Raw genomic sequence first — 21,286 nt, 5'->3', positions numbered from 1 at the left:
TCTCCCTACTTGAAGATAGAATCTGCTTCTTTTTGAATCTTTTCCATACCCTCTTCTACGGTCATTTCACCATATACGATCTTTTCAATAGTCGCTGAAATTACATTGGATACTTTTGGATACTCTTCGATTGGTGGACGAGCTACACCGTAAGTCAAGGCCTTTGCTGCTTCAATCATATGTGAATTTTCTGCACCGAAACTTTGGTATCGCTCGCTAGTTCTCGCTGAATCAGATACTGGCAAATAACCCGTTCGGATTGCCCACTCAGCATGATTATCACCCGAAGTCATCCACTTCATAAAGTCCAATGTCGCTTTTTCAACCGCCTCATCACTCTTGAACATAAAGTAGTGATTTGAGCCCAAACCTGTTGCTAATTTTTCCTTTCCAGGAAGCATTGCAACGCCAACGTTCATTTCAAACTTGTTGATGTATGCATTTGCTGCACCTTGTGTCGCATACACCATGGCTACTTGCTCATCAATAAATGGATCTTGTCCAACTGAAGTTGGTGCGTATCCATCTTGAATCACTTTCGTATAGAACTCAAGGGCCTCAAGACCAGCAACATTATTAAATCCAATATTCGTTCCATCTGAATTTAGGATCTCTCCCTTATTTTGCCATAAGAAGGTTTCCCATGTCCATGTTGTTCGCTCATTTGGTGCAATTGGCAACCAAACTCCATACTGTTCACCTTTTGTCAATAGCTTAGCATCTTCATACAATTCGTTCCATGTTGTTGGCGGATTTTCAATTCCAGCCTCAGCGAACATATCCTTATTGTAAATCAGATAAAGTGTTCCAGCTTCAATGGGAACAGAATAGATATCGCCTTTAAATGCGCCTGCATTTAGAATACCTTCTGGTAAATCCGCTTTCCACTCCGAGTCCATAACTTGGCCCAAATTCACCAATTTCCCTGAGCTTTCCAAAACACCCGTCCAAGTTGGATACCCCCAAAGCATGTTTGGCTCTTCGCCTGACAACAATGCAGCTTGAACTTTTTGAAGCATTTCTTCACCTGAAGCAACAAAGCGTGCATTGATGGTTACATTTTGATTTTCCGCTTCATAGCGTGCAATTAATTCATCAAGCACTTCTGTTTTTTCCGGCGTATATCCATGCCAGAAACTTACTTCTACAGGTTCCTGAGCTGGTTCTGCAACAGGTTCACTGGTTTCCGCTGCTGGTTCTGCCGCCGCTGGTTCAGACGCTGTACTTGTACATCCGCTCAAACCTAGCGCAAGAATCATGATACTTGCCAATAGTAATGCCAATACTCTTTTCTTCATGAAATTCTCCTCCTCATTTTGCTATTCTTTTCCGCCAGAAAAGGCGATACTTTCAATCACTTTCTTCTGGAAGAATAAAAATACAGTAATTACAGGCAACATGGTTAACGTCGTTCCTGCCATCAACGCACCCCAATTCGTTTCAATTGAATTGACCTCTTTAAAGTAAGCAAGGCCTAACTGCAAGGTGTACAATTCTTCTTTGTTCACAATCAGCAATGGCCAAAAATACTGATTCCAACCATAGATAAAGATCAAGATAAAAGCCGTTGACAGGATCGGCTTCGAAATAGGAAGAATAATTTTGGTGATAATTTGAAAGGTATTACACCCATCAATCATTGCCGCTTCCTCGATTTCTCGTGGAATCTTCATAAAAAACTGTCTGAGTAAAAAGACAATTAGGGTACTCCATGTGAATGGAATAATCAAACCCGCTAAAGTGTTGATTAAATTTAATTTATTCAGTGTCAAGATCATGGGAATCATAATTGTCTGTGCCGGAAGCATGAGTCCTGACAACAATAGAATAAAAAGAAAGTTTTTTCCTTTGAATTCCATACGCGCAAAAGCGTAGGCTGCAAGCACCGAGGTAAAAAGCTGACCAATAATAATCAGTCCAGTAACAACAATGCTGTTAATCATAAAATGAATAAATGGGAAACTCGTAATCGCAATTTTATAGTTTTCAAATTTCGGCGATGACGGGATCCACTGGATAGGCAATGAAAATATCTCTGCCGGACCCTTTAGCGATGTAGAAAGCATCCACAAAAATGGGAGAATCATCACTACAGCGATTCCGTAGAGCATAGAATGTTTAAATAGCTTTCTCAACGTCTTCATCTATTTCTCCTCAATAAACTTCTTCTGAACAATCGTTATTAATACTGTAATTGCAAACAGTACGAAAGCAATAGCAGAAGCATATCCCATTTCATAATTCGTGAATCCCACCTTATACAAATATGTCACCAACATCTCAGTTCTACCAATCGGTCCACCATTAGTCGTTACTTTGACAATATCGAAAATTTGAAATAAGGAGTAGATCGTACTGGATACCATGACAAAAAAGATTGTTGGTTTTAACATAGGCAAGGTAATATACACAAATCGTTGCAATCCCTGTGCGCCATCGATTTCAGCCGCTTCATACAAGGACTTGGGAATGGCAACCAAACCCGCAATGAAAATAACCATATTGTAACCAATACTCTTCCATACTCCTATAATGACTAGAGAAATTAAAGCCAAATCCGGATCGTGCAACCATTGATGAATCTCAATGCCGAAGAAAGCAAGGATGACATTCAACAAACCGTATTTATCCGGCAAATAAATCCATGACCAAACCACGCCTACCGCCACCAGTGAAACAATATGCGGTAAGAAAAAAATACCTTTCAGAGCCTGAAAACCTTTTACTTTTTCATCCAAAATATAACTGAGTACCAAAGAAATCGACACACTAAGCGGTACAGTCCATAGTGCATACGTTATGGTATTCTTCAACGCATTGATAAAATCTTCATCTTTAAACAGACGTAAATAATTACTAACTCCTACAAATGTCTTATCAATGGCAAATCCATTCCACTCCACAAAGGTTAAAGAGAAGGAATAGAACAATGGAAACAAAAAGAAAATCGTGAACAACACGAAGGTTGGTGCAATCAATAAATAGGGTGTCAATTTGTTCTTTTTCAACCAAGCACCTCCTAAATCATTTAATCAATCCGTTTGATTAATTACATCCTACACGGATCAGCAAACGTTGTCAACCATTTTTTCAAATGATTTGATTAATTATTTTTCACGAGTCTTTTCTCTCTTTAACATGCGTGCTATCGCTTCTTGTATTCAAACCCCTACTTCATGGTATATAGACAATAAGAAAGCCCGGTGAAAACAACTCTTGTCCATGAACAAGAATTAATCGAACCGATCTTATCAAATCTAGTGAAGAATCAAAATATAAAAAGCCACAAAAATAAGGACATCAAAAAAGACGCCGAAGCGTCTTTTTTCTTAGTTTTTACTTCTGCAATAGAATTCGTACGCAGCCTCAGCTGTTTCTCCTTCATGAACGATTTTTCGAATAGCTTGAATCATTGCCACGGGATCATCTGCTTGAAAAACATTACGACCCATGTCGACACCTGCCGCACCTTTAGAAATCGCGTTATACGCCAACTCCAAGGCATCTTTTTCCGGAATTTTCTTGCCACCGGCTACCACAATCGGTACGGGACAAGCTGCCACAATTTTTTCGAAGTCTTCGCAATAATATGTCTTCACAATATGTGCACCCATTTCAGCCACGGTGCGAACAGCTGTCAAAAAGAATTTTGACGTCCTTTCCATTTCTTTGCCAACCCCTACAACACCCAAAACAGGAATACCATATTGGTTGCCCAGATTAACTGCTTCGTTTAAGTTCTTCAATGTCTGTGCCTCGTTCTTCGAACCAATATAGGTTTGAATCGCAATACAAGCGGCATCCATGCGTAATGATTCCTGCATGTTTACCATAAAATATTCCAGGCTCATATCATCCTGCAATACGGTGGAACCGCCGGATACCCGCAATGCAACTGCTTTGTCAAATGTTGGGCTAATACAGCTTCGAAGTGCGCCACGAGTCGCCATCAACACATCTGCATGGTCTGCCAAGGGCGGCACTGTGATGTCCAAACGTTCCAATCCACTAGTCGCTCCCATAATGTAACCATGGTCAAAGGCCAACATGACTGTATGTCCGCTCTCTGGATTAAAGATACGTGATAGGCGGTGTTTCATGCCCCAATCACAATGTTCCATGCCTTTTACATGAAAGCTCTTGTTGTCTGCTTTTTGATCTAGGTGAAAATTCTTACCTTCTTGAATGCCGTCTTTATCTGCCATTTTACTCTCTCCTTATACGGTATGATATGGGGTTTTGCAAGGTGCCTGCCAATATTTAATCATCTCTTCATCCATTCGCGCAATGCACAATTGAAAGCCGCACATTTCTTGTACAGTCAAATATTCGCCTACTAAACTTGCCGCAATTTCAATATTTTTTGTAGCCAGGGTTTTGTGACATTGACGGTAAACCAATAAAAGTTCCATCAGAGTCGTTGCCCCTGTGCCATTCACTAAAACCATCACTTTTTCTTTCTCTTTGATTTCCAAATCTTTCAACAAAGCTTCCAGCATTATATTCGCTGTCTCATTAGCCGTGCCCATCTTTTGTCGTCCACCACCACCTTCACCGTGTTGCCCCATGCCGATTTCCATCTCTTCTTCACCCAAATTTGAAATGGTCTCACCGGTTGATGGATGGGTCGCTCCTCTTGATGCTACCGCGATGGTTGCCATATTGTCGGCAAATTTTTGAGCCACTGCCGCTACCTCTTCCAAGGACTTCCCTTCCGCTGCCACTGCGCCTGCTACCTTGTAAACGCCTAAGCAACCAACCAAACCGCGACGGTCATGGGCCTCTTCTCTAGGCGCATTAGAGATATCCTCTTGTGTTACGACTTTCATAACGTTTAGGCCTTCTTTTTTTGCCCGCTTCATCACCATGTCACCCGTCAACATATCACCGGCATGGTTTAAAACCACAAACAAGACGCCTTTGCCTTTGTCAGCCATTCGAATTGCATCCAAGCATGGACCAGGCCCAGGTGCTGCAAAGATATCCCCGGGTACTGAAATATCAATCATACCTTCGCCGACAAATCCACTAATCGCAGGCTCATGTCCCGTTCCACCCAAGGTAACGATGGTAACACGATCAGCCTCTTTCAGCTTTTTATTCACGATCATCTTTTGATCAACAAACTCAACCAAGTCTGGATTCGACAAGGCAAGTCCTTCTAGTATTTCTTCTGTCAAATTTACCGGCTCGTTGATAAACTTTTTCATTTTCATCTTTTTCCCCCCCTAGTTATGGAACTCCATCAATTCACAAACTGCGCCGTCAATCTTTACAAAAACAATGGTCAATTCTTCCGAAAGGGCCATTGGTCCCTCCAATACTTCGTACTTGTCTATGTATTCCGCAATTTGGTCCACCTTGTAAGCGATGTGTACATTGTTGACTACATCTGGGTGCATGGGTGTATCGGCTTCAAAACGAAGATACTCAAACTTCATCGGATTGTTATCGGGACCTGAAACATACAGTTTTAAGCTTTCCGAGTATTCCTCATTTTTTTGCGGTGTCATTACCGGTAGGCCAATATGCATAATTTCCATGGTCATTACACTTCCTCCTTTTGTTTCTGAAGACCGATTGCGATGCCCTTATAAAACAGACTAAAGGAAACTGCACCGGGGTCCTTATGGCCAATACTTTTTTCTTTCAAGCTTTTTGCCCGACCGAATTTGGCAATCATATTCACCGTTTCCTCCGCGCCTGCAGCAGCTGCCGATGCCATTTTTTCTGCCAATACTTCAATATTTTCGTCGCTATCCCGAATCACTTTCGTTGCAGGAGCAATGGCGTCCATCATGGTTTTCTGCCCTACGTTTGCTTTGGATACCTCATAAAAACTTTCCTCCGCCTTAATCAGCATGTTCTTCAACTGATCGAGATCGTCTTTCGCTACCTTGGCTGCACCTTGCGACATTCCCTCAAAAAAAGAACCCCAAAGTGGTCCTGCAGAACCGCCATTCACATTCATTAAATTCCAGGAAAGATCATCCAAGACCTCCGCAACGTTTTCCTCACCCCTAAGCTCATTCATGGTTTTACGAATCATCTCTGCAATTTTCCCCATGCTTACACCATGGTCACCATCCCCTGTCACAGAATCTAATTCCGTCAAATATGCCATATTTTCTGTCAGCAAGTCTGTGACGGGCAGAAGTAATTGTTTTAAATACTCCGGTGTCAATTCGATCCTCTCCTTTCATTTTGTAATTTAAATTTAACATATGTTATTACACTTGTAAACGATAACCTTTTTTAAAACAAAAAAAGAACCGCAATGCGGTTCTAATAAGCCTTGTAAGCAATTACTTCCTTTGCTTTTTCTTCCGTTATAATTATATGAGTAATAAAACCAGTTTTTAAGGCACCTAAAATTGCTTTGGCATTGATCTCTGCCGGACAAACTGCCACTACACGTTTGACATGTCCCAATTTAGATAAGGGAATCTGAATGGCATAATCATTTTCACCATGAATAATCTGTCCATCTTTGTCAAAGAAATAAGATAAAAATTTTCCCACCGCTCTATTCTTGTTCAGCTCTTTTCCAAATCGCAAAGCAGTCGCATGATCAGGTACAGATGGATATGCACCCAATCCAAAAACAATCATGTCTAGTTGATCCCAAACTTGAACAAGATCCTGATAATTATCAGTGTTGATATAGAGGCCTTGTTCCTGCTCTGTCGTCGGAAAGGCTGGTGCAAATAAAAAGTGCGGTTCAAATCCAGTTTTCATGGAAAACTCACGCACCAATTCAGAAGGGTGATATCCTTTATTTGGAATGGTTGCTGTGCCGATCAAAGGACAAACAAGACCCTCGTTGGATCCAGAAAAATCCTCGTCTTTCAATGCTTCCACAATTCGGCCAATCGTATATCCCCAACCAAGACCCACTGTTTTTAACTCTGAAAGTTCTTCTTTTATAAAGAATGTAGCTTGGTTAATGATTGCCTTATCCGTTAAATATGTTGAATTTGAAGATGGCAGCACATTGCCACCCCGCACATTGAAGATATTCTTCAATTGATTCAAAAGCAACATATTGTTGCCAAATGGTTCCTTAATTTTTATTTCAACAATCCCTGTATTCCGGGCTTTTGTCAACATATTGCTTATTAATGGCCTAGATACCCCGATCTGTTTGGCGATCTGGGATTGTGTCATATTCTCTTCATAGTACAACTTAGCAACCTGAATCAATTTCATCATTTCGCTATCCATTAAATCGCCCCCTTACATTTGTCATTACTTATGTTTCGTCCAGATTACCCGATAAATCTAAAAAAGTCAAATTCAAAACGGTAAAAAAAGCTGTAAACCAATTGGTTTACAGCCTCTTCATACCTTATGGAATCATCACTAAATCAATATTGTCGCTCATATCCTCGATGTTAATTCGGTATTCCTTGCCATTCTCATCTTCAAAAAGGAAGGAATCCACAGATGGATCATAAGGCCGCCAGGTCTCATAGGTGACAAAGGTATCGCTAAGCTTATCGGCAATCGGATAAACATGGGATTCATCCATATTTACACTCACTTCCCATCGCAGATTATAAATGGTCCCGAAGACCGCAAAATAGCAAGGGTACAGCGTGTCTGCCGTATCTTTGTAATAGGGATTCTGAATCGTTATTTTGGAAACAAACTTATCTTTGTTGATCCCCTGATAGTCTTCCACAACGACAGCTGAATACTTTGAAAAATCGACATATTTGCCATAGATTGTTTCTGCTTTTAGCGGATCCATGGCATGCTCATCAATTTCATCATGATAGGCACGTTCGATCTGACTCGCCAAATCAGTTTCCAATTTTATGCCCATAAAGTGATAGTTTGTCTCGCCATCAATAAGAATAAATGGTTCATAATAACCGCCTCTAGGATTCGGTTCGTAGTAATTGATAATGATACAGTCTTCATACCCGTCCAACTTGACTGTATCGTGCAAGAATCCCAAACAGACATTTTCCTCATAGCCTGCTTGCAGATCATATTTGAGAATGGTGTTGTTGGCCGCTCCGTATCCATTGGTCATCTTCGGATCATCCGTTTCAAAGTAAACGGTCTTCCCATCCTTGCTGGCCTTGGTCTTTAGGATCTTAACATTCATTCCGTCGAAGAATCGATCGCCATCCCAGCGTCCCTTGGTGTTGACCAATTCCTTCGTTTCCCCCGTAGAATTGTAAGTCAGGCTGAGGATGGAGTAGGTGTCAAAATTCTGAATCGATAGCTCATAACCGTCATCCGCCGGATTTTCCGTTACCCTAGGTGCCTCGAAGACAAAGTCTGGATACATATTCAGCGCTTGAATATTGTACACGACATTGTTGCAATCGGCAGCCACATAAATTGCATAGTCACCGTACACAGTTTGATTGTATGCCACATCCTTTGCATGCATGCCGAGTGAAAGCCCGCATAGGTCCAGTGACATTTCACCGTCCAGCTCAGTAGCCAGCGAGTCATAACCAATCGCGACCGTAGTCACCGCATTGGAGTCAAAATCGATGGAGAATGTGATCACAAAGCCATCCTCTTTATAAAAGGCCAAATCTTCGTAGGCTTCCTCGACGCGGTCAAAGTCGCTTCCCAATTCTGCCTCCACTTCTGAGAAATCCTGTCCCAGAAAGGCGAGCAAAAAGTCAAAGCTTCCCGCTTCAGGCGTTTTTTCATCCGTTTCAGCTGTCGGCTCAGCTGGAGCTTCAACGTCCACTTTTGCCTCTACTGGTGCTTCCGTTACCGCAGCAGAGTCTGACTCTCCCGTTGACTGAGTAAAAGCGACAGCCGTGATACGTTCCTCTGCCACCGTTGCTTTCATCGCATAAGTTTGATCCGAGAAGGTCATAAAATTGACGATCTTCCCATTGTTTTCAACCGAACTTAATTCACCGTCGCCCAAACTTGCTTTGGCATCTGCGATCGTCCCGCCAATCACCAAACCATTTGCCGTGATTTTCGCATTTCCAACGGGCTGAATATAAATCTGTTTCACGGTTTGTCCATCCGCTTCCAGTTCAATCCCTAGATCGAATCCGGCGAAATAACCTTCTGTGTTTGCATTCTGAAAATAATGCAAATTCCCGTTCACCTGCGCCTCTGGCAGATTTCCCAATGATTTCACCATATCCAAACTGTCACCAAGCCCTTTTAAAAGCATGGTTACATCTTTCTCAATCACGACTTGTGATGATGCTTCCCCACCAGCTGATGTTCCCCCACAAGCGCTAAGTGTTATCATGATCAGTACCAAGACCAATACGCTGATTCTTTTTTTCATGTTATCTCCCCTTTTTTTATTGACTAACTCCAAAACTGAACGCCTGGAAACAAATATTGTCCGTTGGCGTCCGGATAATGATCGATCATTGTGCCCAAAAGCCACATAAATTCAGAGGAACATTCCCCCAATACTTCAATCCAAAGATTACCTTCCGATTCCCCGTGAATGATAATTTCATCACCCGGATTCAAGTAGATATTACCAGAATCAGTATAGTGATCAGTTGGGAATGCCAAAATTCCTTTACTGACGGCTGTACGGAACGGAGTCATATACTTGGTAATATCGGGTCTCGACATATCGGTAATCATTCCGTGCTCAACCTGATAGAACTTTTGATAAAACGCCGTGATGATATTCGACATTTCAATGACCATGATCTGATCATTCCCCTGATACAATACTCGATTGTTCTCATAGGCATCGTAGGCAACGGACAAGGGACCAACGACCCGCACATCCTCCCGATTTCCCATAGATTTGACTTGAATAAAATGCATATTCTGATTATAAGGCGGATCTGCTTCCAGAATTTCCAAATCCTTGCCCTTTTCCGCCGGATCCAAATCAACAATGCGATATTCATTGCTCATTAGATATGGGTCAATATTCGATAGTTGACGGATTTCTTCATTGAGAAACAAGAAAACGCCCTCTGCTTCATTACTGGTCAAGAAAAAAAGTTCAGCCTCCCCATCACCGCTTAAATCAGCTTCATACAAAGTATTCACCACCAATGCATCGGCTTCTGTAACGGAAATTGGCTTCTCTTCTTCCGGTTCTGCTTCCGGTTCAGGTTTTGGCTCAGGTTTTGGCTCAGGTTCGGCGGGTATTTGAGCGTCTGGTTGAGCTTGCGGTGCCGGCGGTTCTTCTTTTTCACGCTCCCCCGTCTTAATAAAATTCTGGTCATAATCCACGCCAACATATGTCAACATGGTGCCGTCTTTTTCATAAATGTAATAACCTTGTTCTAAACCATTCTTCACATTGACACCATTGATCCAAACAACCAATCTGCCATTGAAATACCCGTACTCTAATGTTTCATACAGAATTCCCTGGGCAATATAGCGATCTTCTTGCGTTTCCAAATCTATGTAGTGAATGGAATTGCCCAATGATCCATTGTCAGTCGTATAATAAAATTCCTTTGTCTTTCGCTCTTCACTGTTAATAAAGATATAATGGCATCCATACACATCATGGAAAGCGGTTTCGATTTCTTTGTCATCATTATACCAAGCCATCTGATACTCATTACCACTATTTGGATAAAAAAGGGTAAATCCCTCTTCATTGTAGCCAAATTCAAAATTATTACCCAGATCGTCTTCAGCAATCGCGGGAATTCCCTTGTCCACTTCCACTTGAGACTCCGCTGCCTTATCCGGTTCTAGGGCTTGCTCCGGATCGGAAATGTTATCCCCTTCATCAGATGCCATAAAGCTGGTCTCTGCAGCCTCTTGACTTGATGCTTCAACCGTGGCTTGTGCATTTCCCGATGAACATGCAGTCATCATGATCAGTATGGCCATTGCCAATAGAATCGAAATGATTTTCTTCATACTTTTCCTCCTGAATTAATTCTGTCTAGACTCACCTATTTTCTATTTTACCGCCAAGAGCCATCTACGTCTATCACTTTTCGCTCCCTTTTTATTCCATTTATCAACTTTATCCACACGTGTATTTTGTTATATTATTTAACTTTTAAAGGGTTTTTTTTTAATTATTGTCATTTTTCCGTTCAATCCACTGTTTTTCATCACTAGGCTGAAATGTTTTTTGTGGATGTACGCAGCATCAAACAAGTCTCACTTTCTCCTGTAAGAAAATGTAAGAAATCAAAAAAAAGGAAGGCGATTCAATCGCCTCCTTTTGCTAAAAACCATAAGTCACTTTTATTATATTTCCACTTTCCGCTGACTCATAGCCAGCTTCCAATACAGCATCTGTCCGAGATGCCTCTTCAAAGGTCGGTATCCCCTCTAGGGTAACACCTGTTTCGATTCGTTTAATAAAGCTTGCGAGAGAAGCTGTATGCGAATCAAGCATCCATCCATGAGTAAACAATTTATTCTTTGGATAAAAACCTTCCACCAATTGGAAAAAGGCATCTTCCTCATACGATTCTTTTAAGATCTGTGCAACTTGTCCCAAAGCATTCGTGTAATTCACCTTCCAAGGATCAATAAAGGGTTCAATGATAAAGGAACCTTTTTCACCATAGACTTCAAATCTAAAGCCCTCATTCCCAACCGCAACACGAGAAGCTTCAACAGAACCAACGGCTCCACTCTGCATCACCAAACGGCTCATGACCCAATCTTCCACATCCACTTGAAACGACTCACCCTTGCTATCCTTACGTTCTTTTACAACGGTTCTGATATCCGTCAATACAGAATCGACTTCGCCCAATACAAATCGAACAAGATCGGTGGCATGACTGCCTAAGTCAGCCAAAGCACCGCCACCTGAAGCTTCCTTACTCATTCGCCAAGCGTAAGCCTTTTCAGGATTTAAATAGCTGGAATGATAGTATTCTACACGAAAGCTCGTGATCTTCCCCAGAACACCAAAGCGAATAGCCGCCCTGGCAATGGAGAACGCCGGCAAAAAACGCTTATTGTAGCTTGCCTGCATGATCCCACTGGATGTTTTTAGAGCTTGACCGATGGCAGCAATCTCACTTCGATTCATGGCAAAAGGCTTCTCGCAATAGACGTTCTTCCCCGCCTCCAAGGCTTCGATGGTAAAGGGCGCATGAAACTTGTTCGGTGCGCATATATCCACCACGTCAACCTTTTCGTCCGCCAATACTTTTGCCCGATCTGCTGAAAAATAAGAAAATTCCAAATCACAGGCCTGTTTTTCATTGTCAGGAGTTTGACGAGTGCCCACCATGGCGATCTTTTCAACTAAGGGAAGATCCAATTCAAGGGCCCGAAAATTATTCAGTCCCATTAGATGAGTTTTAGCGATCCCGCCATACCCGATGACACTATATCCGATCATTGACAAACCCCCTCCGACTTAAAGACTTTCAAATAGTGAGCGATGCATTCCTTCACAGAGCTTTTAGCAATATCTTCTCGATCCAAACCGAAGAGTTCGCCTTCCGCCTTCTTCGTATTGACTTCGATGGCCTTCAACATATCAGAAAACACATTGATTTTACTAATACCTAATTCTACGGCTTTTCGAAGATTCTCATCACCCGATCCGCTTCCGCCATGTAGAACCAAAGGAACCGATACTGCTTTTGCAATCTCTTCCAGTCGTTGAAAGTCCAATTTTGGAATGCCCGTGTATAAACCGTGAGCCGTTCCTACAGAAACAGCTAGGCAGTCCACACCGGTTTCCTCAACAAAACGCACGGCTTCAGCCGGGTCAGTCAACAAACTTCCAAGTCCGTCATCACCACCGCCTTCTGCACCACCGACATGACCAATTTCAGCCTCCACACTCACATTCACCGCATGAGCAATTTTTACAATTTCTTTGGTTCTACGAACATTTTCTTCAAAATCGCAAGAAGACGCGTCCATCATAACAGAAGTAAATCCTGCGTGGATCGCCTTGACGATCTCATCAAATGTCATACCGTGATCAAAGTGAAGCGCGATAGGAACACTTGATTCTTTTGTGTAAACCTTAGCCAATTCCGCCATTTCCTTTTGACTAAAGTGGGGTAAGTGAACCTCAGCCAACGAAAGAATAATGGGTGCTTTTTTTTCTTCCGCAATTTCTACCATCGCCTTCAAACTCGTTGAGTTCCAAGCATCTGTCGCTATGACCCCATATCCTTCTTTTTTTGCAGTTTCTAGCATTTCCTTCATATTTACCAACATTACAATTCCTCCTCTTTTGGTTTTGCGATTACTATCTTTATGATGTTTTGAATAGCCCGTTTGATTCCATTCGGGTCGCTGACATCCGTAATAATCCCATCAATTTCTGAAAATGAAAAGATGCGATGCAAGGATGTACGCCCAAATTTTGCCGTTTCCGCCACCATATAAGACTTTTTTGAAATCTCCCGTATCGCTCGTTTACTATAGGTATCCACAGCATTGGTCGTCATTACGCCAAAATCAGGATGAACCGCGTTACATCCAATAAAAGCAAGATCTGCTCGGTACTCCCGCCATTGCCGTTCTGCAACGGGCCCCATTAGGGCACGGGTATCGTGGCGCAAAATTCCTCCACAGAGAATTAATGTCATATCAGGATGGTGAGCGACCTCTTGAGCAATATCCAGGCTATTGGTAATAATTGTGATCCTCATCCCCTTCAAGTAGTTCACCATGCGATACGTTATAGTCGAAGCATCTAGGGCGATGGTATCTCCTTCCGTCACTAAAGATGCCGCACGCTGCGCGATCAATTCCTTGATCTCCGGCATTTCTTGTTTCTTGTGTTCAAAGGATAATTCCCTTTCCGATGCATCTTCCAACATGGCTCCCCCATAGGTACGGGTAATAAAGCCGTCATCAGCCAGTCGATTCAAGTCTCGGCGGATTGTTACCTCCGACACTTTAAACTGCTCCGCTAATTCCTGAACAGTCACCCGTTTCTTTTGGCTCAATAGATTTAAAATTGCTACCTGTCTTTCTTCACCAAACATGATCGACTCCTTTCATTGTTGAACATTTCTATCGATTACAGTGTACATTTTCGAAAGTGCCCTGTCAAAAAACGAAAAAAAAAGACCGATCATGATCGATCGGTCTCAGTCTTAAGCTTCTACAAAAGCTTTATAGCCTTTATAGGTCATATATACATCTGCTTTGGAAACAATCTCATATGGCGCATGCATGCTCAATACAGGAACACCGCAATCGATAACGTCCATGTCATAGGCTGCCATCAAGAAAGCAATTGTTCCTCCGCCACCTTGATCCACCTTACCCAGTTCACCCGTTTGCCAGATGACCGCATTCTGATCAAAAATATTTCGTACTTGGCCAACAAACTCTGCGTTGGCATCATTACAACCACCCTTGCCACGGGATCCAGTATACTTTGTAAGCACGATGCCCTTTCCAAGGTATGATGAATTTTTTGGATCCATCACAGATGGAAAGGTAGGATCAAATCCGGCATTTACATCGGCTGACAAGGCCTTGGAACGACGAAGCGCACGCTTCAAGGCAAGATCATTATAGGATTCCATGGAAGCACCCAATAACTCAGCGACAGTAAACTCAAAGAATTTTGAATCCATACCTGTGTTACCATAAGAACCAATTTCTTCTTTGTCAACCAAAAGCGCAACCGCTGTGTGAACAGGTGATTCAGCTTCAAATACGGCTTTCATGCCCGTGTAGCTACAAACTCGATCATCATGACCATGGGCTGCAATCAGGGAACGATCTAGTCCCAAGTCACGTGCCTGACCCGCAGGAACCGCTTCGAATTCAGCAGTAACAAAATCTGCCTCATCAATATCATATTTTTCATTTAAAATGTTCAATAAATTCAATTTGATTTTTTTAGAGACCTTGTCGTCCTTGAAAGGAACCGAACCAATGATAATGTTCAATTCTTCTCCAGCAATTCCCTCATGCAATTTCTTTTGATTTTGATCTTTTGCCAAGTGTGGAAGCAAATCAGAAATCATGAATACAGGTTCATCAGCTTTTTCTCCAATGGATACTTCAACGCTTGTGCCATCTTTTTTTACAACTGTTCCATGTAGCGCCAAGGGCAAGGCCACCCATTGATACTTGCGAACGCCACCATAATAATGGGTTTTTAAGAGTCCCAAACCGCCATCTTCATAAAGTGGAAATGATTTCAAATCGATTCGCGGTGCATCCAAGTGAGCGCCGACAATGTGCATACCTTCTACCAAAGGCTTTTGCCCGAAATGGAAGAGTACAACTGCTTTTCCACGGTTGTTCGCGTAAATTTTAGTTCCGGGCGCAGGTGTTTTTCCACTTGCCAAGTAGGCTTCAATTGGCTCATAACCCAACGCTTCAGCCTGACGAATCACCTCTGCCGCAGCCAATCGCTCTGTTTTCCCAGCATCTAAGAATTTCATATAGTCTGTTGAGAAATCGTAAATGGCTTGCTCTTCTTTTTCGTCAACCTTTTCCCAGATAAAATCCCATTTTTTCGTTAGTTTTTCTTCCAAGATTTGTCCTTTTGATTTTTCTTCACTCATGATTCTTCCCCCTCTTCTTCCGGATCTACGATGATGATGGAATCTAACTGCCCGCGGAAGCTTTTTCGAAAATTCGAAAGATACTCCTGTCGCAGTTCATTTAATTGCTTCATCTCTTCTTCGCTTAATCCTGCTGCTTTTTTTTTCCGTGCCAGACGATTTAACTCGTCCAGTTTTTTTTGATCCAACATAAACTTCTCCTTACCGCTCCAATGATCCAATCTGCGCTTCGACCACACCTAACAGGTCTGCTTTTGCTAACCGTTGTGCAGCGCGATTAATCAAAGGATACATCACTTGGTCTTTTTCTAAAAACGGGACGTCTTCCCGTAACAAAGTTCTTCCCGCTTGAGTAGCTGGTGCGCAGGCGTCCATTTCTTTCAAATCATAGGCCTGACAAGCCGCCATCCATTCCATAGCCAATACATGTTTTGCATTGCCAATTATATCAGCCGCCTTTCTTGCTGCAATGGTTCCCATAGAGACATGATCCTCTTGGTTGGCAGAAGACGGAATGGAATCGACGCTCGCTGGATGCGCAAGAATTTTATTCTCGGAAACCAGAGATGCAGCACTATATTGTACAATCATAAACCCAGAATTCAAACCACCCTCTTTTGCCAGAAAACCAGGCAGTCCGCTGATGCTTGGGTTGACGAGACGCTCCAAGCGTCTTTCGGAAACATTGGCCATTTCACTTACCGCGATTCCCAAGAAATCAAAGGCAAGTGCCATGGGTTGTCCATGAAAATTCCCCTGCGAAATAACATCCTCCGTGTCAGGAAAAATCAATGGATTATCCGTAACCGCGTTGATCTCGATCTCCAATTTTTCCCGAACATAATTAAGCGCATCCTTCGAGGCACCATGGATCTGTGGAATGCACCTGAGGGTATAGGCATCTTGCACGCGCTTTTCCCCTTGGTGAGTCACATGGCCACTTCCATCTAAAATCATTCGAACATTTTTAGCTGTGGAGATCTGACCAGGGTGTGGACGCAACTCATGGATTCGGGCATCAAAGGGATCAATAATCCCCTCTAATGCTTCCAGAGTCATAGATGCTATTACATCAGCCTGCTTAACCAGATTTTCCGCATCCCAATAGGCAAGTACACCAACTCCAGTCATCACCTGCGTCCCATTAATCAAGGCCAACCCCTCTTTGCTGCTGAGAATTGTTGGGGTAAGTCCCGCTCGCTTCATCGCTTCAGCGCCGGACAATACTTGTCCTTGATAAAAGGCTTCTCCTTCTCCAATTAAAACCAAGGCCATATGCGCCAAGGGAGCTAGATCACCACTGGCACCCAAAGATCCCTTTTCCGGAATCACCGGGTGAACGCCGCGATTTAACATTTCAACCAATAAAGAAAGGGTTTCCGGACGAATGCCCGAATGCCCCTTCAACAATGCGTTTGCCCTGAGCAGCATAGTCGCCCGCACTGCATCTTCTGGTAGAGGATTTCCTACACCACATGCATGGCTGACCAATAAGTTCCGCTGCAAAGTTTCCGCGTCTTCACTTGATATAAATACATCACTAAACATGCCAAAACCAGTTGTAATACCATAAACAATTCGATTGTTTTCGACAAAATGATCAACAACCGCTCGCGCTTGTGAAACACGCTTCAAAGCTTCCAAACTAATTTGAACAGAAAGCCCATTTCGCGCGATTTCAACAACCTGCTCAATGGTTAGATGCTCTCCGGTAATTTCGATACCCTTCATTCCATCTTCCCCTTTCGGTGTCAAACGAGTGAAAACTAGACTCGCTTCATACAACTCTCACGTTTATGAATTTGGAACGGCAGTTTAATTTCGGCCTCTGTCTGCTCCTCATCCTTCAATACTTTTACAATCCGTCGAATTGACACAGCACCAATATCATAATAAGGAATGCTGATGGTTGTCAATCTTGGACGAATGTAAGATGCCATTTCAATGTCGCCCATTCCTGTAACAGAAAGATCTTCTGGTACACGAATTCCATGATCATGACAATAATTCATCACGCCAATTGCCAGTTCATCACTTGCGCAAAAAACTGCAGTTGGATTGCCTTTTCCATTCATAAGCTCTTTAGCCGCATCATATCCCGCGTCTTTTGACATGGATTCTGTTTCGACCACAAGATCACTTGCCAAACCGCTGTCTTTCATGGCTTTCACAAAGGCATCACGTTTTACTTGTGCTTTTGTCTTCTTACTCGGTTTTGTTCCAATATATGCAATTTCTTCATGATTCAAATGCAACAAATAATTGACCATCTCATAAACAGCAATTTCATTGTCAATATCCACGGAACGATATTCTTCCCGATAATCGTTCGTACTCAAGAAAACAAAGGGAATATTGAAGGCATTAATATACGCTTCTACATCCTTCTCAAGTTTTGCAGACATGATAATCAGTCCCTCGACTTGTTTCCGATTCAATAATTGCAGATAATTCAACTCTGCATTTTTATCCCCATAGCTTGAGCAAAGCAAGATGTCATAATTATACATTTTTCCGACTTCTTCAATTCCACGCAACATATTGGCTACATGTGACTGTCCAATATCTGGAACAATGACTCCAATCAAGTACGATTTCTTCGTTACCAAAGAACGCGCCACTTCATTTGGACGATATCCTAGCTCTTCAATGACATCCATTACTTTTTTCTTTAATTCTGGACTCACAGGCTTTGAATCATTGACTACGCGTGAAACAGTTGAAATCGAAACACCTGCTTGTTTTGCAACATCTTTTATCGTTATTGCCATACGCCACCTCCGCAATTATTTTCCTATTTTCCCTACCTTATAATTTATCACATTTTCCTAACAAAGGATAGCGTTTTTCCTAACAAAGAACCATGATTACGACAAATATGTCAGAATTTGTGTAAATGGCACGTAGACCAAGTTAATTAGGAAAACATCTACCAAAATAAAGGTGATGATTTGCGCCATTTCATCATAATCTTTCGTCCGTCCCAAAACAAATAGCAAACCATAGGTAATGGCGTTAATTAGGAGCGGAACATACAAAAAAGCACCTGGTCCATTCAGAAATGCTGGCGCATTAGGAATGGGGCCGCCCATATAACGGAGACGATAAACCAAGATCATATTAATTACGACATACAAGGCCAAATAAAAGTAAAAATGCTTCTTTTTCATGGCGCGATCCCGACGTGTGTTGATTAATATCGCTGCTCCAAGCACAATAAAGAGTACTAAAAGTTCAATCAAGAGATGGATGATTCCATTAGAAATCACCTGTACCGGTGCCGTTAATCCAAATCCAATTCCCTCAATCCGATCCTGATCCATCAGCGGGTGAAACACTTGATAATCCGGATGATTGCTGGTAACCATCAGCCAATAACTCCCCGCCGTCACATCTTTGAAGAATGCATACTCATACCCATTCCAACTAACCATCATTGGTGATACCGAGTTTTCATAGGTTGAAGCGAGGAAATGTACGTCCTGTGGTGCACGCATCTCTCCTTCCAGAGTGACCAAATTCATAAATTCACTATTTTTCCTGATATTTGGATCAACGGTACAAGGTTTTTTCCCATTTTCCCCAATACCCGCCATCGTCGAAAATTGCGAATGATAAATTCCAGTTGTCAAGATATACGGCGTATCATCCCAATATCCAGCTTGAATCGTTTTTCCCAGAAGGTTAGTTGGAATTTTCTCGGAATGAATGACCGCCAAGCTTGTCGGATTGATGGTGATTTTTTCCAAACTAAAACTGGTAATGCCACGGTCGCTCCGTTTTTTTTCATAAATCACATAGGACTCGTTCAATTTCTTATTGTTCAGGATATTCAAGTTTACCAAGGTCACCGGCAAAACGGAAGAAACTGTTGTTAATTGCTGTGGCGTATTTCCTTCAAAATCTGTTAAAATCAATTCATTTTTTGTCACACCTTCCGACAGAGCGTAGCTACGATCAGTATAATAGAGCAATGCGAAATTGCCATTGACCCACTCTGCTTTTGCCCTCGTAATGTCTTTTTTGCTTATGTAAGATCGATCTTCCACAATCCCCTTCGCTGACACCTCATATAGTGTCGCTAAATTGCGCGTATACAACAAAAACCGGCTAGGATCAGATGCACAAGGTTCAAAACCCAAAATTTCGTTGGCAAGAAAAATAGGATCCCCAAAGTGACGACTTTCTGCTTCACTTGCGTTTTTCTCATATGCATAAGCAATCACCTGATCCCCCGTTTGATAGATCAAATAGGGCTCTATATAGTACATGGCACGAATTGCATTTTCCTTAATCAGACTTTCTGATTTGTCACCAATGATCTGGCCCGCCTCATTCATCTTTGTAATTTTTACATCGCCATTGGAATCCATGCGGAAAGTTACCAGCTGATCATCGATAACAGCTGCAGTATATGGCTCCAGCCAATTCATCTCATCGATCTGACTTGGGATCCCCCACTCAGAGCAATACTGCTGATATTGAATCTTGTGATAATTCCAGCCGTGATAGGCTGAAATTCCTGTCACAACTACCAATAAAAGCAAAACAAAGCTTATGCGTCTTTTCATATTTCGCTTTTTCTTTCTCATAGTCAAGTCCCTCGCTTTCATTCAAAAAAAACCCTCAAGCCATTTTTGCTTAAGGGTGATTAGTCATAATCCAAAGTGCCGTACCTAACTCATAATTCACGCCCGCGATCTCCGCAGGTGGGTGAACTGTCATTGATTAGCCGAGTCCTCCGAAAAGGCATGCGCCCGAACAACAAACCCCGTTCTCCCGAAAACATTATGTCGGTTGAATTATCAAGAAAGATACGAACACCCCAGAACTTTTAATACTTATATTATACCATAATTTTTACTCAGTATGCAGCCAGCAAAAAAAACCGATCGCCTACATACTATATTACAAGGATTGATGATCTGTCAATATTTTCCTAAAATCATCTGGAATAGACGCCTCAATGAATACCTCTTCTTTTGTTCGAATGGATTGTAGTACCAAACTTGCTGCATGAAGCATCTGACGGGGTGCCATTTCTTCATGGCCATATAAAGAATCTCCCAATATCGGCCAGCCTTTATGCGTAAGATGCACACGGATTTGATGCGTTCTTCCCGTATACAAACGGACCTCCAGCAAAGAAACCTTTCCATTGGTATCCAAACGTTTCCATCCAGTTTTTGAAGGTTTCCCATCTGGATGAACGATTCGCTTTACCGAACCTTCAACCGAATCTCTTGCAATGGGTGCTTCAATGATACCTTCGGAAGAAGGCATTCCCTCAACCAGGGCTTGATAAGTCTTAATCTTCTCCTGATCGCTCAATTGCTGATGGGCATAGGAATGCTTGGCGATGAGTACAATACCCGAAGTATTCATGTCCAGACGATTGACAAACCTCGCCTTTCTCTTTAACCCAATTTCTTGGAAATAACCCGCGATGGCATTTGCTAAAGTCCCTGTAAATACCTCTCTGGATGGATGCGTCAGCATATAAGGGGGCTTATTGACGGCTAGCATATCCTCATCTTCGTAGAGCACATCCAAGGGAATCGATTCCGCTGGATATTCGATCGTCTCATCTGGGAATCGAATGGTTATCACTGATCCCGGATGGATTACTCCTGGACGAGCCGGAAAGGCTCCGTCAATTTCCACCAAACGCTGACGGATCATGCGGCGGAATTGTCGACCTGATATACCCATCAAGTCTTCCAAAGCTTCAAGAAGAGAAGCGTATTCTTTTTTTATTGACAAGCAAAAATCTTCTTTCATAATCGTCCCTTTCTTTCGTTTCAACTTTCCCCATTATAGTTTATAAT

At 42.3% G+C, this 21,286-nt stretch carries 19 protein-coding genes and 1 other RNA gene; all 20 read right to left on the bottom strand.

Going from position 1 to position 21,286, the window contains the following annotated elements; translation table 11 throughout:
* Positions 1–5: 5 nt before the first annotated feature.
* On the bottom strand, positions 6–1,298 hold the full coding sequence (locus tag AC25CA_RS06000; RefSeq protein WP_486816147.1) for an ABC transporter substrate-binding protein: 1,293 nt from the start codon (positions 1,296–1,298) through the stop codon (positions 6–8).
* Positions 1,299–1,319: 21 nt separating this feature from the next.
* The gene (locus AC25CA_RS05995) at positions 1,320–2,144 is read right to left on the bottom strand and encodes a carbohydrate ABC transporter permease (RefSeq protein WP_486816146.1); all 825 of its coding nucleotides are present in this window, start codon (positions 2,142–2,144) and stop codon (positions 1,320–1,322) included.
* A complete protein-coding gene (locus AC25CA_RS05990) occupies positions 2,145–3,008 on the bottom strand; it encodes a carbohydrate ABC transporter permease (protein ID WP_486816145.1) in 864 nt (287 codons plus the stop codon).
* A gap of 321 nt (positions 3,009–3,329) precedes the next feature.
* The gene (lsrF, locus tag AC25CA_RS05985; RefSeq protein ID WP_486816144.1) at positions 3,330–4,205 is read right to left on the bottom strand and encodes a 3-hydroxy-5-phosphonooxypentane-2,4-dione thiolase; all 876 of its coding nucleotides are present in this window, start codon (positions 4,203–4,205) and stop codon (positions 3,330–3,332) included.
* A 12-nt stretch (positions 4,206–4,217) separates the two neighbouring features.
* Complete coding sequence (locus tag AC25CA_RS05980) at positions 4,218–5,216, bottom strand: dihydroxyacetone kinase subunit DhaK (RefSeq protein WP_486816143.1); 999 nt, start codon at positions 5,214–5,216, stop codon at positions 4,218–4,220.
* A gap of 12 nt (positions 5,217–5,228) precedes the next feature.
* The gene (locus AC25CA_RS05975) at positions 5,229–5,549 is read right to left on the bottom strand and encodes a hypothetical protein (RefSeq protein ID WP_486816142.1); all 321 of its coding nucleotides are present in this window, start codon (positions 5,547–5,549) and stop codon (positions 5,229–5,231) included.
* A complete protein-coding gene (gene dhaL / locus AC25CA_RS05970; RefSeq protein WP_486816141.1) occupies positions 5,549–6,184 on the bottom strand; it encodes a dihydroxyacetone kinase subunit DhaL in 636 nt (211 codons plus the stop codon). The genes AC25CA_RS05975 and dhaL overlap by 1 nt, the downstream gene beginning before the upstream one ends.
* Before the next feature lie 101 nt (positions 6,185–6,285).
* The gene (locus AC25CA_RS05965) at positions 6,286–7,224 is read right to left on the bottom strand and encodes a sugar-binding transcriptional regulator (RefSeq protein ID WP_486816140.1); all 939 of its coding nucleotides are present in this window, start codon (positions 7,222–7,224) and stop codon (positions 6,286–6,288) included.
* Positions 7,225–7,348: 124 nt separating this feature from the next.
* Positions 7,349–9,283 (bottom strand): hypothetical protein, encoded by a 1,935-nt coding sequence (locus tag AC25CA_RS05960; RefSeq protein ID WP_486816139.1) that lies wholly within the window; start codon positions 9,281–9,283, stop codon positions 7,349–7,351.
* Positions 9,284–9,306: 23 nt separating this feature from the next.
* Positions 9,307–10,851, bottom strand: coding sequence for a hypothetical protein (locus AC25CA_RS05955; protein WP_486816138.1), 1,545 nt, complete (start codon positions 10,849–10,851; stop codon positions 9,307–9,309).
* Between the two features lie 316 nt (positions 10,852–11,167).
* The gene (locus AC25CA_RS05950; protein WP_486816137.1) at positions 11,168–12,304 is read right to left on the bottom strand and encodes a Gfo/Idh/MocA family protein; all 1,137 of its coding nucleotides are present in this window, start codon (positions 12,302–12,304) and stop codon (positions 11,168–11,170) included.
* A complete protein-coding gene (locus AC25CA_RS05945) occupies positions 12,301–13,140 on the bottom strand; it encodes a class II fructose-bisphosphate aldolase (RefSeq protein ID WP_486816136.1) in 840 nt (279 codons plus the stop codon). The genes AC25CA_RS05950 and AC25CA_RS05945 overlap by 4 nt, the downstream gene beginning before the upstream one ends.
* The gene (locus AC25CA_RS05940) at positions 13,140–13,916 is read right to left on the bottom strand and encodes a DeoR/GlpR family DNA-binding transcription regulator (RefSeq protein ID WP_486816135.1); all 777 of its coding nucleotides are present in this window, start codon (positions 13,914–13,916) and stop codon (positions 13,140–13,142) included. The genes AC25CA_RS05945 and AC25CA_RS05940 overlap by 1 nt, the downstream gene beginning before the upstream one ends.
* A gap of 111 nt (positions 13,917–14,027) precedes the next feature.
* Complete coding sequence (locus tag AC25CA_RS05935; RefSeq protein WP_486816134.1) at positions 14,028–15,458, bottom strand: aminopeptidase; 1,431 nt, start codon at positions 15,456–15,458, stop codon at positions 14,028–14,030.
* Positions 15,455–15,649 (bottom strand): DUF896 domain-containing protein, encoded by a 195-nt coding sequence (locus AC25CA_RS05930; RefSeq protein ID WP_486816133.1) that lies wholly within the window; start codon positions 15,647–15,649, stop codon positions 15,455–15,457. Before AC25CA_RS05930 ends, AC25CA_RS05935 begins: the two co-directional genes overlap by 4 nt.
* 10 nt (positions 15,650–15,659) lie before the next feature.
* Complete coding sequence (hutH, locus tag AC25CA_RS05925; protein ID WP_486816132.1) at positions 15,660–17,189, bottom strand: histidine ammonia-lyase; 1,530 nt, start codon at positions 17,187–17,189, stop codon at positions 15,660–15,662.
* Positions 17,190–17,224: 35 nt separating this feature from the next.
* Positions 17,225–18,229 carry a LacI family DNA-binding transcriptional regulator gene (locus AC25CA_RS05920; protein ID WP_486816131.1) on the bottom strand — a complete coding sequence of 335 codons (1,005 nt, stop codon included), beginning with the start codon at positions 18,227–18,229 and terminating at the stop codon, positions 17,225–17,227.
* 96 nt (positions 18,230–18,325) lie between these two features.
* On the bottom strand, positions 18,326–20,050 hold the full coding sequence (locus tag AC25CA_RS05915; protein ID WP_486816130.1) for a hypothetical protein: 1,725 nt from the start codon (positions 20,048–20,050) through the stop codon (positions 18,326–18,328).
* 63 nt (positions 20,051–20,113) lie between these two features.
* Positions 20,114–20,293: non-coding RNA, 6S RNA (ssrS, locus tag AC25CA_RS05910), on the bottom strand.
* A 73-nt stretch (positions 20,294–20,366) separates the two neighbouring features.
* Complete coding sequence (locus AC25CA_RS05905; RefSeq protein WP_486816129.1) at positions 20,367–21,263, bottom strand: RluA family pseudouridine synthase; 897 nt, start codon at positions 21,261–21,263, stop codon at positions 20,367–20,369.
* Positions 21,264–21,286: the final 23 nt, after the last annotated feature.

Source organism: Gottschalkiaceae bacterium SANA (assembly GCA_036323355.1).
Taxonomy (GTDB): Bacteria; Bacillota; Clostridia; order Tissierellales; family GPF-1; genus GPF-1.
The sequence above is the reverse complement of the archived record's forward strand: the minus strand, read 5'-3'. Positions and strand labels throughout refer to the sequence as shown.